This is a genomic window from Flammeovirga aprica JL-4 (assembly GCF_012844305.1).
Taxonomy (GTDB): Bacteria; Bacteroidota; Bacteroidia; order Cytophagales; family Flammeovirgaceae; genus Flammeovirga; species Flammeovirga aprica.
Genome location: NZ_JABANE010000088.1, coordinates 22,161 through 38,422 on the forward strand (window position 1 = coordinate 22,161; position 16,262 = coordinate 38,422).

The 16,262-nt window shown below is 35.2% G+C and carries 16 protein-coding genes; 13 read left to right on the plus strand and 3 right to left on the minus strand.

From position 1 onward, the window contains the following. Positions 1 to 187: 187 nt before the first annotated feature. The 7 genes from HHU12_RS24635 (at position 188) to HHU12_RS24665 (ending at position 5,191) form a co-directional block, all read left to right on the plus strand. Positions 188 to 1,135, plus strand: coding sequence for a CobW family GTP-binding protein (locus HHU12_RS24635; protein WP_169659398.1), 948 nt, complete (start codon positions 188 to 190; stop codon positions 1,133 to 1,135). 134 nt (positions 1,136 to 1,269) lie between these two features. Continuing rightward, positions 1,270 to 1,638: a 30S ribosomal protein S6 gene (gene rpsF, locus HHU12_RS24640; protein ID WP_169659399.1), complete on the plus strand. Its 369-nt coding sequence runs from the start codon at positions 1,270 to 1,272 to the stop codon at positions 1,636 to 1,638. Continuing rightward, positions 1,638 to 1,892 carry a 30S ribosomal protein S18 gene (gene rpsR, locus HHU12_RS24645; RefSeq protein WP_169659400.1) on the plus strand — a complete coding sequence of 85 codons (255 nt, stop codon included), beginning with the start codon at positions 1,638 to 1,640 and terminating at the stop codon, positions 1,890 to 1,892. The genes rpsF and rpsR overlap by 1 nt, the downstream gene beginning before the upstream one ends. A 32-nt stretch (positions 1,893 to 1,924) precedes the next feature. Beyond that, the gene (rplI, locus tag HHU12_RS24650) at positions 1,925 to 2,368 is read left to right on the plus strand and encodes a 50S ribosomal protein L9 (RefSeq protein ID WP_169659401.1); all 444 of its coding nucleotides are present in this window, start codon (positions 1,925 to 1,927) and stop codon (positions 2,366 to 2,368) included. A gap of 228 nt (positions 2,369 to 2,596) precedes the next feature. Beyond that, complete coding sequence (map, locus tag HHU12_RS24655; RefSeq protein ID WP_169659402.1) at positions 2,597 to 3,361, plus strand: type I methionyl aminopeptidase; 765 nt, start codon at positions 2,597 to 2,599, stop codon at positions 3,359 to 3,361. Positions 3,362 to 3,407: 46 nt separating this feature from the next. Further along, positions 3,408 to 4,262 (plus strand): DUF4437 domain-containing protein, encoded by an 855-nt coding sequence (locus HHU12_RS24660; protein WP_169659403.1) that lies wholly within the window; start codon positions 3,408 to 3,410, stop codon positions 4,260 to 4,262. A 107-nt stretch (positions 4,263 to 4,369) separates the two neighbouring features. Further along, positions 4,370 to 5,191 (plus strand): maleylpyruvate isomerase N-terminal domain-containing protein, encoded by an 822-nt coding sequence (locus tag HHU12_RS24665; protein ID WP_169659404.1) that lies wholly within the window; start codon positions 4,370 to 4,372, stop codon positions 5,189 to 5,191. A gap of 66 nt (positions 5,192 to 5,257) precedes the next feature. On the opposite strand, the gene HHU12_RS24670 is transcribed toward HHU12_RS24665, so the two are convergent. Continuing rightward, positions 5,258 to 6,517, minus strand: a complete 1,260-nt coding sequence (locus HHU12_RS24670; protein ID WP_169659405.1) for a DUF418 domain-containing protein — start codon at positions 6,515 to 6,517, stop codon at positions 5,258 to 5,260. A 132-nt stretch (positions 6,518 to 6,649) separates the two neighbouring features. Here HHU12_RS24670 and HHU12_RS24675 point away from each other — a divergent pair, with 132 nt between their 5' ends. Beyond that, positions 6,650 to 7,528, plus strand: coding sequence for a hypothetical protein (locus HHU12_RS24675; protein ID WP_169659406.1), 879 nt, complete (start codon positions 6,650 to 6,652; stop codon positions 7,526 to 7,528). A gap of 70 nt (positions 7,529 to 7,598) precedes the next feature. Here the strand turns inward: HHU12_RS24675 and HHU12_RS24680 are convergent, their stop codons facing one another. Continuing rightward, positions 7,599 to 8,009, minus strand: a complete 411-nt coding sequence (locus tag HHU12_RS24680) for a hypothetical protein (protein ID WP_169659407.1) — start codon at positions 8,007 to 8,009, stop codon at positions 7,599 to 7,601. A 197-nt stretch (positions 8,010 to 8,206) separates the two neighbouring features. On the opposite strand from HHU12_RS24680, the gene HHU12_RS24685 reads away from it, so the two are divergent. After that, positions 8,207 to 9,268 carry an AI-2E family transporter gene (locus tag HHU12_RS24685; RefSeq protein ID WP_169659408.1) on the plus strand — a complete coding sequence of 354 codons (1,062 nt, stop codon included), beginning with the start codon at positions 8,207 to 8,209 and terminating at the stop codon, positions 9,266 to 9,268. Between the two features lie 135 nt (positions 9,269 to 9,403). Here HHU12_RS24685 and HHU12_RS24690 read toward each other — a convergent pair whose 3' ends face one another. Further along, entirely contained in the window at positions 9,404 to 10,657 is a 1,254-nt protein-coding gene (locus tag HHU12_RS24690) for a DUF819 family protein (RefSeq protein WP_240971109.1), read from the minus strand. A 285-nt stretch (positions 10,658 to 10,942) separates the two neighbouring features. Between HHU12_RS24690 and HHU12_RS24695 the strand changes: the two genes are divergently transcribed. From HHU12_RS24695 to HHU12_RS24710, 4 genes are all read left to right on the plus strand, one after another. After that, positions 10,943 to 12,418 carry a TolC family protein gene (locus HHU12_RS24695; RefSeq protein ID WP_169659409.1) on the plus strand — a complete coding sequence of 492 codons (1,476 nt, stop codon included), beginning with the start codon at positions 10,943 to 10,945 and terminating at the stop codon, positions 12,416 to 12,418. A 4-nt stretch (positions 12,419 to 12,422) separates the two neighbouring features. Further along, a complete protein-coding gene (locus HHU12_RS24700) occupies positions 12,423 to 13,379 on the plus strand; it encodes an HlyD family secretion protein (protein WP_169659410.1) in 957 nt (318 codons plus the stop codon). A gap of 7 nt (positions 13,380 to 13,386) precedes the next feature. After that, entirely contained in the window at positions 13,387 to 14,547 is a 1,161-nt protein-coding gene (locus HHU12_RS24705; protein WP_169659411.1) for an ABC transporter permease, read from the plus strand. Between the two features lie 142 nt (positions 14,548 to 14,689). After that, entirely contained in the window at positions 14,690 to 16,096 is a 1,407-nt protein-coding gene (locus HHU12_RS24710) for a hypothetical protein (protein WP_169659412.1), read from the plus strand. Positions 16,097 to 16,262 lie beyond the last annotated feature (166 nt).

Sequence of the window (16,262 nt, forward strand, 5' to 3'; positions counted from 1 at the left end):
ATTATACTCTAATTTTACATTCACAAAACATACAAATATACGGAATCAATTTGTTTTACAACGATACCTGAATCGCTTTTTTTGTGAAGAAAACATAATGTTATGAGAGGAGATTTGGATATTGATTTCAATTTATAACAGAGCTGACTAACTTTGCGGTCAAATATTTTTTTGAGAAAAAAACACTATGATAAAAGTAACATTAATAACAGGCTTCCTTGGTGCAGGGAAAACAACATTCCTTAATAATCTTATCAATAAATACCCCGATACGAAATTTGCCATTATTGAAAATGAATTCGGTGAAGTAGGGATTGACGGAGGTTTGGTAGTCGATTCTCAAGAAGATGTTTTTGAATTGTCAAATGGTTGTATTTGTTGCAGTTTGAATGGTGAACTGAGAGATGTATTGAGAAACTTGCTGAACTCAGGGAAAGAAATAGATCATTTGCTAGTAGAGACAACAGGTATTGCTGAGCCATCTTCTATTGCGGCAGCTTTTGTAGGGGATCCTGCTATTGCGAAACTATTCGAATTGAATGCATGTATTTGTATTGCAGATACAGTGAATTTTGAACAGTCACTTCAAGACCATGAAGTCGCATCAAAACAAATTGCTTTCAGTGATTATATCGTTTTGTCAAAATGTGACTTGTCTACAGAGGATCAAGTGAAGAAAATGGCTTTCCATTTAAAGCTAATGAATCCGCTAGCTTTAGTAGAGAAAAATTACAATGGAGAAATCATTGACAAAGATATTTTGAATCTAAACTCTTTTAATACTGATAAGGTAGAAGAGAGGGCTAGTTTTGTTCCTTCAGCCCATGAACATGCACATGGAGAAGTAGTTTCTCATTCTTTCTCTTTTGAGGGAGAAGTAGATCCTGTGAAATTGGAAATGTGGCTTTCGGTTTTATTCCAGTTACAATTTGAAGTGATATTCCGTTTTAAGGGAATATTTAATATTAAAGGAGAGACAAATAAGGTAGTGATCCAAGGAGTGAGAAACGAATCAAAAATCAATATCGGTTCACCTTGGAAAGAAGGAGAGAAGCGTGAAAATAAAATGGTGATTATCGGAAAAGGCATCAAAAGAGAGCCTATTGAGAAGAAAATCAAGTCATTATTACGCTAAATCTGTAAATTCTTGTTAAGCAGATAATCAGTTTTGAAAAAATATTGGCTTTGAAATAATTAATTATTACTTTTGCACACCCGAATTGTGTTCGGGGATTGAAATTTTTGATTATTTCAAAATTATTTTAAAAAATGGCATTAAAGCATTACGAAGTAGTCTTCATCGTGACACCTGTGTTGTCCGATTCCGAAACCACGGAGGCTATTGCTAAATTTGAAAACCATCTGAAAGAAGCAGGTGCAGACGTGTACTCTTCAGAAGGTATGGGACTTAAAAAGTTGGCGTACCCAATTGCAAAGAAAACAACTGGGCACTACCACCTGTTTGAATTCAAAGCAGATCCTTCGATCATCGCTAAATTCGAATTAGAATTAAAGCGTGACGAAAGCATCTTGCGTTTCTTAACTGTGTCTTTAGACAAGCACGGTGTTGACTTCAACGAAAGAAGAAGAAACGGCGAGTGGACAAAAAAATCTGAAACTGAAGAAAAAACAGCATAATGAGTCTCCAAAACGAACCTCTACACAGAAAGCAAGAGCGTACTAAAAAGTACTGCCGCTTCACAAAGTACGGTGTGAAATACATCGACTATAAGGATCCTGAATTCTTATTAAAATTCTTAAACGAGCAAGGTAAAATTTTACCTCGTCGTCTTACTGGTAACTCGCAAAAGTTCCAAAAGAAAATTGCTACATCAGTTAAGCGTGCTCGTCAATTAGCTCTTCTACCTTACGTAGCAGACGGTTTAAAGTAATCTTAATTTAGATATTAAAAAATTTTTCTAAGATGGAAGTAATTTTAACAACAGATATCAAAGGTTTAGGTTACAAAAACGACATTGTTAACGTTAAGCCTGGATACGGTAGAAACTACTTGATCCCTCAAAACTTTGCTAAATTAGCTACTGCAGCTAACATCAGCATGAGAAACGAAGAGATTAAGCAAGCAGCTCACAAACTTGAAAAAGTGAAGCAAGATGCTGAAGATTTAGCTGCTAAAATTGGTGAATTGACACTTTCTCTTACTGCTAAAGCTGGTGAGAGTGGTAAAATATTCGGTGCAGTAACACCTTTACAGGTGGCTGACGCTTTAAAAGAGCAAGGTTACGATATTGACCGTAAGCGTATCGGTTTCTCTTCTGAGATCCGTATGTTAGGTGAGTACAAAGCTGTCCTTGATCTTCATAAAGAAGTTCAGCACGAAATTACATTAGAAGTAGTTTCTGCATAATTAAAGTTTAAGAATTTACTGCCGTTAGGCAGCAATCTTATCACTTTGAGTTTTTTCCTTAAAAGGCTTTTCTAATTTCGATTAGGAAAGCCTTTTTTGGTGGAATACAAAAAAATGTAGTAGCTTGTACTACTTTCTCACTCATATATTAGAGGTATTCGATTCAAAAATATCAAATCAACCAGTTTAATATTATTTTAGGATTTAAACTACACTATTAGAATCATTATGTTAATAAAAAACGATGCTGACTTAGCAGGAATGAAAAAAGTCAGTGAAGCTGTGGCTGAAACTTTAAGGCAGATGGTAGAGTTTACTGCTGTTGGAAAGTCGACAAAAGAAATTGATGATTTCGGAGCTGAGCTATTGAAAAAATATGGGGCTAAGTCAGCTCCTTATGAGACGTATAAATTTCCAGGTTTTACATGTATTGGGGTAAATGAAGTAGTGGCACATGGTATTCCTTCTGAAGATGTAATCATTAAAGAAGGTGATTTGGTCAATATTGATGTTTCAGCTGAACTAGACGGCTATTGGGCTGATAATGGTAAGTCTTTTATTGTTGGAAAAGATATACAGGGTTTACAATCTCTAGTAGATGCTTCCACTGAGATATTAAAGGATGTAATTTATAGAATAAAGAAAGGTGTAAAGGTTGCAGAAGTTGGTAGAATTATTGAATCTGAAGCAAAAAAGAGAGGATTCAAGGTAATCAAAAACTTAGCAGGGCATGGCGTTGGAAGAAGTTTGCATGAGGCACCTGATGATATCTTAAATTATCAAGTTAAAACAAATAAAAACCGTTTTAAGAAAGATACAACTGTAGCAATTGAAACTTTTATTTCTACCAATTCTTCATTAGCCACTGAAAGAGGTGGTGATGGTTGGACTTTAGTAGGAAATAGAGGTGGATTCGTAGCACAGCACGAGCATACCATTCTAATTACTGAAGGAAAGCCAGAGATTTTAACCAAAATGAATGGGGTGTTTTAACACTCCATTTACTCTCTTACTATAATAACCCAAAACTAATTCTTAAATGAGAACCCAAATTACTGTTTTAATCCTATTAATAGGATTCGCTTTATCATGCACAAAACAAGAGAAACCCAAGAAAGTTGAAATTAAAAGAACTGAAAACCCTACCAAAAAAGTAATTCTTTATAGTGAAATACAATGGGGTAAATTAAACCCTGCAAGAGGAGAGAACAGCCCTTTTGCTGCTACGCTTTGGGGTGATCGAAATGCTGAAGTTCCCACAGGTTTTTTAGCCAAGTTTAAAGATGGATTCTCTTCCCCGCCACATATTCATAATGTAACGTACAGAGCAGTGGTGATCAAGGGAATGATTCATAATGATGACCCAAAGGCTGAAATGATGTGGATGAAACCTGGGAGTTTCTGGACTCAACCTGCATTAGAACCTCATATTACTGCAGCTAAAGGAAATGTAAATATCGCTTTAGTAGAAATAGATAAAGGCCCTTACTTGGTAAAACCAATAGATCAGGCAAAGATGACTTATGAACGTCCAATCAATATTGATTATTCTAATGTGGTTTGGTTGGAAAATGAGCAATCAAATTGGATCTCTAAAAATAGTAATGCCTCTATTAGTTTCTTGTGGGAGACGAAAGAGAACAATTCTATGGGTTGTTTTGTGAAAATACCTGGTAGATCCAAAATAAAGCTCTTATCGATGGGTGAAGTGTTTCATTCAGTGGTAATTAAGGGAGAGGTGGATTATTTAATCAAAAACGATTTGAAATCACTTGTTGCAGGAAGTTATTTTACAGCTCAGTTGAATGCTTTTCATCAACTTGAAAACAAAAAAGATAAAGAGGTGGTACTCTACATTAATACCAATGGAAAAATAATTATAGAAGGTTTTTAAAAGATGTTTTGAATTAATGTAATAATCTTGAATACGAATAATTAAAACTGCTTAATAGTTTAACTTTGTTTTATACTTAATTTTCCATTGATATAAAAAACAAAACCATGATTGAATTAGTACATCATTTACCACAGTTAGATCAGAAATTAATTGAGTTATTATCTAGCTTAACCAAAGAGGAATGGACAAAACAGACTATTGCCAAGAAATGGAAGGTAAAAGATGTAGTGGCTCACTTATTAGATGGAAATATTAGAACGTTATCAGGTTTAAGAGATAGCCATAAACCAGAAGCCCCTCAAATTAATTCTTATCAAGACCTTTTGGGCTTTTTAAATCAATTAAATGCAGATTGGGTACAAGCAATGCAACGTGTAAGCCCTCAATTTTTAATTGAATTACTAAAATTTACAGGAGAACCTTTTTATAAGTATTACGCTTCTCTTGATCCCAATGGAAAAGCAGAATATTCAGTTGCTTGGGCAGGGGAGAATGAAAGCAAAAACTGGATGCATATTGCTAGAGAATACACGGAGAAGTTTTTACATCAGCAACAAATTCGTGATGCTGTAGGAAAACAAGGTATAATGACGCAGGAGTTTTATATTCCATTTTTAGATACATGTATGTATGCTTTACCTTTTACATTAAAAGAGACAATAACTAAGGAGGGGAGTGTGCTAAAGTTTGCTGTTACTGGAGATGTGAAAGGAGAGTGGTTTGTAAGATATAATGGAACGGTTTGGGAGTTATCAAAAAATCTACCAAAAGGGCCAATCATTTCTTCAGTTACTATTGATGCAGATGCTTCATGGAAACTATTTTCGAAGAGCTTAAGAGCAGATGATTTGAGAGATAAAATCATTGTAGAAGGGGATAAAAAAGTAGCGGAAGTAGCTTTGGGAATGGTTTCTTTTATGGCCTAGGATTCTAAAAGTTCATGTATAAAAAAAGCAGTCAATCGGTGAAGATTGACTGCTTTTGTTTTATAACTAAGCGGCTTTTTTAGCAGCTTTTAATTTCTCATAAGTACTATTTCTTAGTGGGAATTTCTTTTTGTACGTTAAACATTTCCATCCCCATTCCAACGGACCGAATTTGAAATATTTCAGCCAGAAGTAACTGTAAGCTACTTGGAAGGCATAAATCAACACGGCCAAGATAAAGATTGGAGCAAGGTTCAGTTGACCTCCTAATCCAAATCCAATTCCGTAGAATAATACGATACCGATAAAGGTATGTGATAGGTAATTGGTGAATGACATCTTACCTACAGCTGTCAATGGGAAGAAGATCGTCTCACCCCATTTTGTGTAGTAGATAATCGATAACAGTGAGGCATATGATAATGCCAAACAAATTTGACCAAATACCATGATTGCTTTGTAAGCCAAATCACTTGGAGTTTCAGCAAATAATGCCATTGAACCTCCGATTTGATAGCCAATGAAGTGGGCTAAAGCACCTACTGCAAAGAAACCACCAAATACTTTCCATGATCTACCTTTGTCAGTAAAGAAGTTTTGAGATTGTAAGTAGAATCCTAATAGGAATAATCCCAATACTTTAAAAGGTCTTCCTGAAGGAAGGAAATCAAACCATCTCCACATCACATTGTGCATGTTCTGTTTGAAAGTAACAAGGAAGTTACCACTTTCAAAAGCTGCAACAACTGAAGCAGGATCTTGATCAAGATATGTTTTCTTAGCCAATGAAACCTCTGGAGACATCCATCCTGGCGACACAAGCATTACAATTAAATCTGTAATTAATGGGAAGGCTAATAAAATAACTGCCCAGTTTAAAATCTTTTTAGGAGCAAGATTTCTAAATTCAATAAAGATGAAGGCCATCATGCCGTAAAGCATAAGAATATCACCTGACCAAATCAGCATATGGATAAAGCCGAATAAAATCAGAAAGGATAACCTTCTTTTATATACTTTCAAGAAAGCTTCTTGATTATTTCTTTGTCTATCGTATTGGATATAAAAACCCACTCCGAATAATATTGAGAAGATACTGTAGAATTTAGTATCAATGAAAAAGCTCAATAATGAATATAAAGTGCCGTTTAATTCAGCATAAGGTAATTGTTCAAGGGTGGTAAAAGGAGTAAATTTAAATAAACTCCAACTTAGAATGTTTGCGAATAAAATACCCAATATTGCAAAACCTCTCAGGGCGTCAATTACACCCAGTCTTTGTTTTCCAGTAGCAGGTCCAATAGTAGATGTTGCGCTATTACTCATATATGTTTTAGTTAATGATGTACCAATTTAGTAGAGTTTTTGTATTTAATTTTAACAGAACTCTTTGTTAGTTTACCCAAAGTTGACGTTATTGGTTTCATAACGCCATGTTAATAAATCTTTCTAGTTTTAATGAAACCTATTTGGAAACCTTCATTTGTATTTTTTAAAGTTGCACTAATTTATTGTTTTTTATTGAATTCTTCATCTCTAAGTGCACAAGAGACAGAAAAAAGATATGCTGATGATTCTTTTTGGACTTTATGGAATATAGATTATCAATTACCGAATAATGATAGTCTTTTTTTTGAAATCAATACAAGATCTTCTGCTTTTGATAGCTATATCATAGAGGACTTGAATATGAACAGAGCCCATTTGATGTTGGGGTATGCACATAAATTCAAAGATCCTAAATTAATGATAGGAGCCTCTATCCGTTCAGTTTTTGAACCTAATTGGCATGTGTGGTATTGGAGAGCCTTTTTCCAGCACAATGGAATAGTTGGTGATAATTTGGTTGAATTTCAAAAGCGACTTCAATATGAATATATCACTCCCAACAAAACGGTAGACACTCCAGGAACACGTGAAGCATTTGGCCGTTTTGGCTTATGGTTAATGTTGGGCAAAAATTTCAATATTTCGAAATCGAAATGGAGAGGAGAGTTCTCTTATGAGCTATTTGTACATCAAAATGATAAGTCGGCAGAGGACCGTTTGGTGGATCTGACGCGTTTACGTTTTGATTTATTCTGGGTAGCTTCCGAAAATATAAGATTAGGCCTTTTTGCCATGCGAGATACGCAATATTATTTCGCTCCAGCCACAGGTCCTCGCTATGATGCTGATGGAAACCTGATAGCAGAAGGAAAGCCAGAAAGAAACCTAAATATCATTACTCCAACGTATGGTTTTTCTTTTAAATATAGCATCAGGCAAAAAGAAGAATGTAACTGCCCTGGGGAAAAAAGAAGAAAAAAAGACGCTAGAAAAATTCTAACGTCATAGTTTAATTAATAATTAATTTGAACTAGTAATTAAGTACCAAGCCTTGATTTTACCGACTCGGACTTGGTACTTAATCTAATAAAGATCTACCAAAGCAAAGTACTTTTCTTTGAATACGGTCTTTATCTTTTTTATCTAAAGTAAACATGCCCGTTTCGAAGGCTTTAAAATAATGATCATACGCTTTTTGCATATCTCCTTTTCTAAGGTAATAATCCCCTAAAATTTCATAAGCTTCAGAATTCTCTGTAATGAAAATTGAAGCCTCCAGCCATTGTTTAGCCAATTCTAGATCGGCATTCCAATTGATGGATAATCGAGCGGCTTTGTTCAAAGTTCTCCAATCGTTTTTATCGGCTTTATTTACCATTTTAATCAGCTTTGAATTTTTTTCATTCGCTGGGCTTAGAATACCAGCAGTAGCAAATGATGAAAATAAACTAGCTAAAGAGATCAAGAGAGTAACAAATTGCGTTTTCATTATTTATGTTATTAAGATGATAGTTGATTAATTTGACACATCTTCTATAATTCTATATTTATGCCTAAAATTCGTAACAATATGAAAATGAGTTATTTATGTTTATTTCCTAGTGAATAATATTTGTAAATAATGTTCGCTAACGCACGCTTTGTTCAAGTTTGTTCGTATTTTAGAGTAAACCAATACCAATAAAAATGAAGTTGAGATTAGACAAGCTCACAAATGGAGCAATTTTAATACTTATCATAATTGCTTCTTTGATTTTTCTCAAAAGCATATTAGTCCCTTTTGTACTCGCTGTAATTGCATGGCTGATTGTAGTGGAAGTTCGTACAGCAATAGGAGGACTTTTAAATTCTAAGCAAAATAAGATCCCGATATGGTTTCAGAATATTATGGCTTCCATTGCCATTTTTGCATTTATATTTATTGAGGTAAAAGTATTAGGGGTAAGTATTCAGAATTTATCAGAATCAATGGTAAAATATGACGACAACTTACTATTAATAGAAGATCAAATCAATAAGTTTTTTAATATCGATTTGACACCTCACCTCAACAAAATGGTGGGTGACTTCAATTTTACCACTTTACTAAAAAATGTTTTATCCTCCATCACAGGACTTTTTGGGAACACCTTTACAATAGTCCTTTATATGATCTTCCTTCTTTTTGAAGAAGCGGCATTTGGAAAAAAAATCGAGCAAATCTATCCTGATAAGGTGGAGTATAATAATGCAATGCAGATGATTACAAGAATTGGTAAAACAGTCAGTGGTTATTTGACCCTTAAAACATTAGTGAGTCTACTTACAGGAGGTTTAAGTTACGTTGTATTATTAATAATGGGAGTGGAGGCACCTTTTTTCTGGGCATCCATCATTATTTACCTCAATTTTATTCCTACCATAGGTTCATTGATTGCGACACTTTTCCCAGCTTTCTTCACCATAATTCAATTTGCCGATTTTTCAGCAGGTTTAATTGTCTTATTTGCAGTAGGAACAATACAGGTGATTGTAGGCAATATTATAGAACCAAGAATTATGGGCAATACTTTAAATATAAGTGGCTTGGTAGTATTATTAGCATTGTCATTTTGGGGTGCAATATGGGGAGTTTGGGGTATGATCCTCAGTGTTCCTATTACAGTCTTGATGATCATTATTTTTGCAGAATTTGATTCAACAAGAGCAGTTGCGATAATCCTATCCGAAAATGGTATTGTAGATACAAAGAAGAAGGAGGATTGTTAGAGGAAATGTAAGGGCAATCTTTAATAAGATATATTCATAATTAACAGAGAATATACTAGAATAAAACTCTGTAAAATAATAAGGGTGATCACTTTGAGAAAAATGATCACCCTTATTAATATCATTTATAAATTTTTACTGAGAAGCAATCTGCATTAAATAGGCACAGAACATGGCTCCATAAGTTCCTAATGCATAACCCAATACTGCCAGTAAAACACCTACAGGGGCAAGTGAAGGATGGAATGCTGAAGCAATTACTGGAGCAGAAGCAGCACCACCAACATTGGCCTTACTGCCCACTGCTAAGAAGAAGAATGGAGCTCTGATGATTTTGGCAGTGACAATCATGATCACTACATGAATAAACATCCAAACACCACCAACTGCTAGTAAACCAGGATTATCCATTGTTTTTGTGACGTCCATTTTCATACCGATGGTCGCTACTAAAATGTAGATACATACACTGCCAAATTTTGAGGCACCATAACCTTCCAATTGTCTCGCTTTAGTGAAACTAAGGATTACGCCTACAGTAGTGGCGATTAATACCAACCAGAAGAATTTACTACTCATCACACTCGTTGAAGGATCATCTACCATGTTTGAGATTGTAGAACTTAAAGTTGAAGCAGCAAAGTGAGAGAATCCGACAATACCAAAAGCGACGCCCAAAACAATCATCAATTCTGTTAAAGAAGGGTTTTTAGTTACACTATTCTGGAATGCGGCGACTTTCTCTTTCAATTGCTCAATGGCTGTCACATCTGCTTTCAACCATTTATCAATGGCTTTCGTTTTGCCGATACCCATTAATAAAATAGCCATCCAAACATTGGCTACAATAATATCTACAGCCACCATTCCCGAATACAAGGATTGGTCATATTGGTAAATTTCTAACATAGCGGCTTGATTGGCACCTCCACCAATCCAGCTTCCGGCTAAAGTGGCTAAACCTCTCCATACTTCCTGAAAGCCAACACCATTAAATGTTTCTGGAGAAATTGCAGATACGATCAAAATGGCAATGGGCCCGCCGATGATAATTCCTACTGTTCCAGAAAGGAACATGATGATACTTTTAGAACCTAGATTCACAATGCCTTTCATATCTACAGAAATGGTCATCAAAATCAAACTGGCAGGCAAGAGGTAATTCTTCGCCATGGTATATAATTGAGAATGTTCTGGAGAAATGACATTGAAGGTCGATAGCAAAGAAGGGATAAGATAACACATCAAAAGAGGTGGAAATATCTTATAAAATTTGACAAAAAATCCTTCCTTCAAGTTTGAAGTGTAAAAAACAAAGGCCAATGCAGACATTAATAGTCCAAAGACAATGGCATCGTTGGTAAATAGGGGAGTGACTTGTGGTTCCAAATCTATGTTTATATAGTTAATAAAATACGAATTGCAAGATCAACAAAAATGCAGGGTTTGCAAAAAATCTTATACCGAAATATTTGTTTATTAAAACTTCATAAGATTTGTAATGTAATATGCGTAAGAATCTTAAGGAAGTGAAAAATCACATTTGAATTTATTAAACATTTTATAGTTGGAACTTAAACCTAATGAATCTACATTTGCGTTACATAATAAGTGAATGAAGATTCATTCATAATAATATCACTCTAATAAATTCACGCCTGTCTGGGTAAAAAAATGCTGAACACATCATTGAATAGTTGGAAATACTTACTGATAAGTATTCTTGGCTTAAGTGCTTCATTGAGTTATGCTCAAGAAGATGCATTGAACATTACTAGAAAAGAACTCATAACTCAAGCCATTGATAATTCGCATAGCTTGAAAATTAAAAGAAATGAAGTTTCGGCTTCACAGTTGGACCGTCAAAGAGCACTTTATACTTATATCCCTAAAGTAGGGGTAAAAGCAGGATACGCTCATTTACTGAATGATTTAACGATCACAAGGGATATTAGTGCAGAGAAAAATACTTTACTGCATGGTTTAGAACAAAGCAAACAACAAAGTTTAAACAATTTGATGAACTCAGGCATGCCACCTGAAATGATTGGAATTGGCGCACCGCTAATCGAAGGAGTTTATAATAATGTAAGCGGATTGGTGAATCAGGTGCCCAATAATGCGTCACTTACCCTAAAAGATAACAATTTATGGTTTTATGATGCTTATGTTGAGATGGTGATCTTTTCTGGTCTTCAGGCTCCTGCTTATGCAAAAGCGGCAGCTTCTAAAGCGGAAGCTCAAATGGCTATGGTAGAGAAGGAGGAACATCAGATTATCATTGAAGTATTGGATTACTATGATAAAATAGCTGTTGTGAATCAATCTTTGAAAGTTTTGGAAGAAAGTCAGAAAAGATTGGATAAGCAGAAAGAGTTTGGTGTAAAAGCAAAAGAAGTGGGTTTGGCTACTGAATATGATTTAAACAAAATCAAAATTGCTGAAAAAGACATCAAGGCTAAGCGAATTGAGCTGGAAAGCAGTAAGCAATTGGTGATTCAAAAATTGCATCAGTTGACGGGTGTCGATAAAACGACTTTATCGGAAATTAATCCTAATCTGGAATTATGGATGGTGGACGATGGTGAAATTAACCTTCAAAATAGATCTGAATTAAAGGCTTTAGGTTCTTCTATTGAGGCATTGGAGTACAAACACAAAGCAGAACAGTATGGAGCATTACCAAAGGCCAAAGCGTTTGCTCACGTGATGCAAGGTGGATCAAGTTTGACAAATGTGGATCCGATTCCTTTTGTGGGAGTGGGATTACAATGGGAGATTTTTGATGGATTACAACGTAAACGAGAAGTACAGAAATCTGCTTTGCAGGTGGAATCAATGAGAGAAAAAAGAGCCTATGCCGAAGAATTGATTTCCCTAGAGTTTGAAAAGAAGAAAATGGAATGGGAAGTTTCTACGCAGTTGGTTACTGTAGCAGAGGAGAAAGTAGAAGATGCCAAACAAGGGTTGAGAATTAAAGCTGAAGAAGTGAAAAACGGTTTGGCGGATATTCCTGAACTGTTAAAGGAAATTTCAGACTACGAAATGCTTCAACTCGACTATATCCAAAAAATTGCCTCTCAAAGACACGAAGCGGTTGCTTTTTTAGACGCCATGGGAGCTTTAACAATCGAACATATCCAAAATTAGAATCATGAAAAATCAATATATATTTATCGCATTAGTCGCTCTTCTATTTTCATGTGAAGAAGCACAGCAAACTGAATTATTAAAAGGAAAAGTAAAACGTGAAGTAGTGTATGTTTCTTCGAAAATTCCTGGAAGAATAAACAAGCTTTATGTAGAAGAGGGAGCCAAAGTGCAGAAAGGAGATACTTTAGCTACGATTGATATGCCAGAATTAGAAGCAAAACAAATGCAGGCTGAAGGTGCGATAAAAGCAGCAAAAGCGCAGTATGAAATGGCTTTTAATGGGGCTACTTCTGATCAATTGGATCAAGTTAATGCGGCATACAGTGCAGCCAAAGAGCAGTATACTTTCGCAGAGAAAAGCTATCAGCGTATTAAGGCCATGCATGATGAAGATTTGATTTCAGATCAGAAATATGATGAGGTATTTACAAAATATCAAATGGCTAAAGCAAAGTATGAGGGTACAGAAGCAAAGAAAAGAGAGGTAGAGAAAGGGGTCAGAAATGAAAAGCAAAGAATGGCTTTAGGGCAATTGGAAAGAGCAAAAGGGGCGATGAAAGAAGTGGAAATTGCGATGCAGGAACAGTATTTAATTGCACCAAAAGCAATGAGAATTACTTCAATTGCATTGCAAGAAGGTGAATTGGCCCTTCCAGGATATAACATTTTCACAGGGTATGAAGCTAATTCTACATATTTCAGATTTGTACTTTCTGAAGAGGATGTTCTCAATTATAAAATCAATCAAAAAGTAAATGTTGCATCACCTTTTGATGCCTCTATTCAGCAAGAAGGGAAAATTGTTTCTATCAAAGAAGAACTTTCTTATGCGAATAGAAAAAGCATGAACCCGAATTATAAAATTGACCAGTCACTTTATGTATTAAAAGTAAAACCTCAGCAAGCTAAGAAAGCAGAAGGTTTATTGACCAATACCACTTTAGTGATCAAAAAATAAGAAAGTCATGAAAAAGGGAATAAAAGCATTTATTGCATTATCGAAAAGGGAATTGAAGCTCTTTTTCTCCAATGACGTCTTGATTGCGGTTTTCTTTGGTGCTCCCATATTCTTTGGGATATTAATTGGGTACACCTACCAACAGGCGAGTGTGAAAGATTTGGCAGTTGCTGTAATTGACCAAGATGACACTCCTTTGAGTCATAAAATTATTGATGCATTGGATGAAAACTTCTATCTGTCAGTAAAGAAAGTAACGCCGAAAGAGGCTGATATTCAAAGTGAAATTTATAATTATGAGGCTATCGTAAGAATACCTGAAGGTTTTGAAGGAGCTATTAATTATAAAAGACATCCACATATACAGGTAGAAGTAAATGGCGCCAATATGATCACAGGTAATTATGCCAATATTGGAATCAGAACAGTTTTAGGAACATTGAATGCGGGTATCGAAATTATCGGTCTTCAGAAAAAGGGAATTCCAGTAGAAACCGCTAAAGAACAATGGGAGGCATTTGCAATAGATGATACTAGGTATTTTAATGCCACTTCCAATTATCTGCTCTTTATGTTGCCGGGTATTTTGGGTGCAGTAATGCAGCAGGTTTATCTATTAGCAATGGCTTTAACATTTAGTAAAGAACATGAGGGAAATACATTTCTTGAGATAAAAGCAATAACGAAAAACCCATTGATTATTTTCCTTTCAAAGTCAATCCCTTACTGGGTAATTGGAATGGCTTTATGGGCAGGGATTCAATTTATCTTATTGCCGTTCTTTAAAATAGATATTCCGATACATCAGGGCACAGTATTTTTATTGACTTCAGCCTTTATCCTTTCCTTAACAGGTTTAGGGATAATGGTCAGTTGGATTTTACCATCTCAGCTGAAAGCAACTGAGGTTTTGATGGTGGTTTCTACTCCAAGTTTTATCTTATCAGGTTTTACATGGCCATTAGAAGCAATGCCTTCATGGATTCAATATATAGCGACTTGTATTCCGCTGACACATTTCTTAAAAGCAACCAGAAAGGTCTTGCATTTTGAAGCAGATGTCAGTGCAATCACAACAGAATTACAACCCTTGTTCATCATCTCGTTCATCACGTGTTTGACCAGTTTATTTTTAATTTTCTTAAAAGTTAGGAGTAAAGAAAATTAGAATGATACTATTATGATGTATAGACACCTTGGTAAGTTTCTTATCAAGGTGTTTTTTCTTATAAAAATTGATATAAATGATTTGTTTAAACTAAATATCTGACGAAGTTTGTGTCTCAAATTTATTTTTTAATAAGATCTGCATGAAATACCGTTTATCATACCTCTTACTATTGAACCTGTTTATATTTTTTTCTTGTGATACAGAAAACTCAGGAACCGATCATCTCACTCAAGATCAACTAAGACATTTGGTAGGTATTGATGCATCTTACCGTTTTAGCACACCAGAAAACTTCACAACAGAGTTAGTTTATGTGGAAAATGATACAGTTGTTGTGCCTTTGACTGTCGATGCATCCACTTTTTCGGAAGAGGATACTAGATACCGTCCTGAAAATAGAACGAATGTGGTAGGTACCGCTAAAATAGATATGACAGGAAGGTTACAGTTAAAAGAAGCCTTGGCAGTGATGAAGGGAAATGCGATTATTCCTCAAGCAGAATTCTCTATTTCTACAACCAACGATTCAGTCTATTTCTTTGTGGATTTAAATGGCTTAAACAATAAACCTTATCCTGAGTTTACCACTTTGCAGTCAAAGATTATTAATCAAAATCAGGTCAATGAGGTGCTTTATAATGACGTCTATGTTTTTACTCCTGACGATGCAACTGCTAAAGGGTATGACTTCAACGGTTTTAAAGAAGTGTGTTTTGCCAAAGATTATGGTTTTATACAGATCATAATGGACGATCCAACCAGTGAAAGCGGGGAATATAAATTGTCATTAATTACAATATTCACTATTCCAGGCTTTGAAAGCAGTCCAATTTCCAGCACAGGAGTAGCAGGTTTTAGACATAGTGAACAACCTACAGGGGCAAGGTTATTAACCAATCAGCAGTTGTATTTATTAGTGAACTTAAAAGAATTGTCTTTGGTGAATACTGTTTGGGGAGAAACTTTCACTAGTGATTTAAATAAAGCGAGAGATGCTTTTAGTGATGGCGAAATTGCTTGGGAATCTTATTTGATCAATTCCTTAGGATTAGATGAAGCAGGTATTACCAATGCAGAATTAGAACATGCTAATGTAAAACAGCAAATTGCTGACCTTACTGGATCTACTGCCAATCCTGGCTCAATGATAAATAATGATTCTTTGAATTTAGGGGCTTATAAATGGAGCTTATTCTATCTTTCTCATGTCAATGGAACAAGTTCTAGTGAAGTATATGGTACGAAACTAGGAGGTCCATTTACTGTGGAGGATTCATTGAGCTTGAATGGAGATTTTGAGAACTTATTAGGCTTTGAACTCAGTTCTTCGGCTCAAAAAGGAGAAGCTGAAATTGCATCACCTCGCAATGTTCAATATGCAACACCTGCAGGTGCGATAAAGCAATGGATTGTAGATGAAGAACGCTCAACATCCAAAGGTGGAAAATATGAAAATAGAGTTTTCCTGCTCAATCCGAATTACAGTGAAGTTGGGGCTTTTGGATTAGCGGAAGAAGGAGGAGCCGTGGTAAGGTATAAGAAATAATGACTAAATCATATAAAGGGAATACAGTTTTAAAATTGTATTCCTTTTTTGTGTGTGCCCAAAATGGGCACGATCTATATTTTTCTAAATATAGTTCAATCTTCTAGAGGGTGCAAGTCCCTTATGCACGGAGTACGATCCCGAAGCATTAGCACGTGACAAGGTG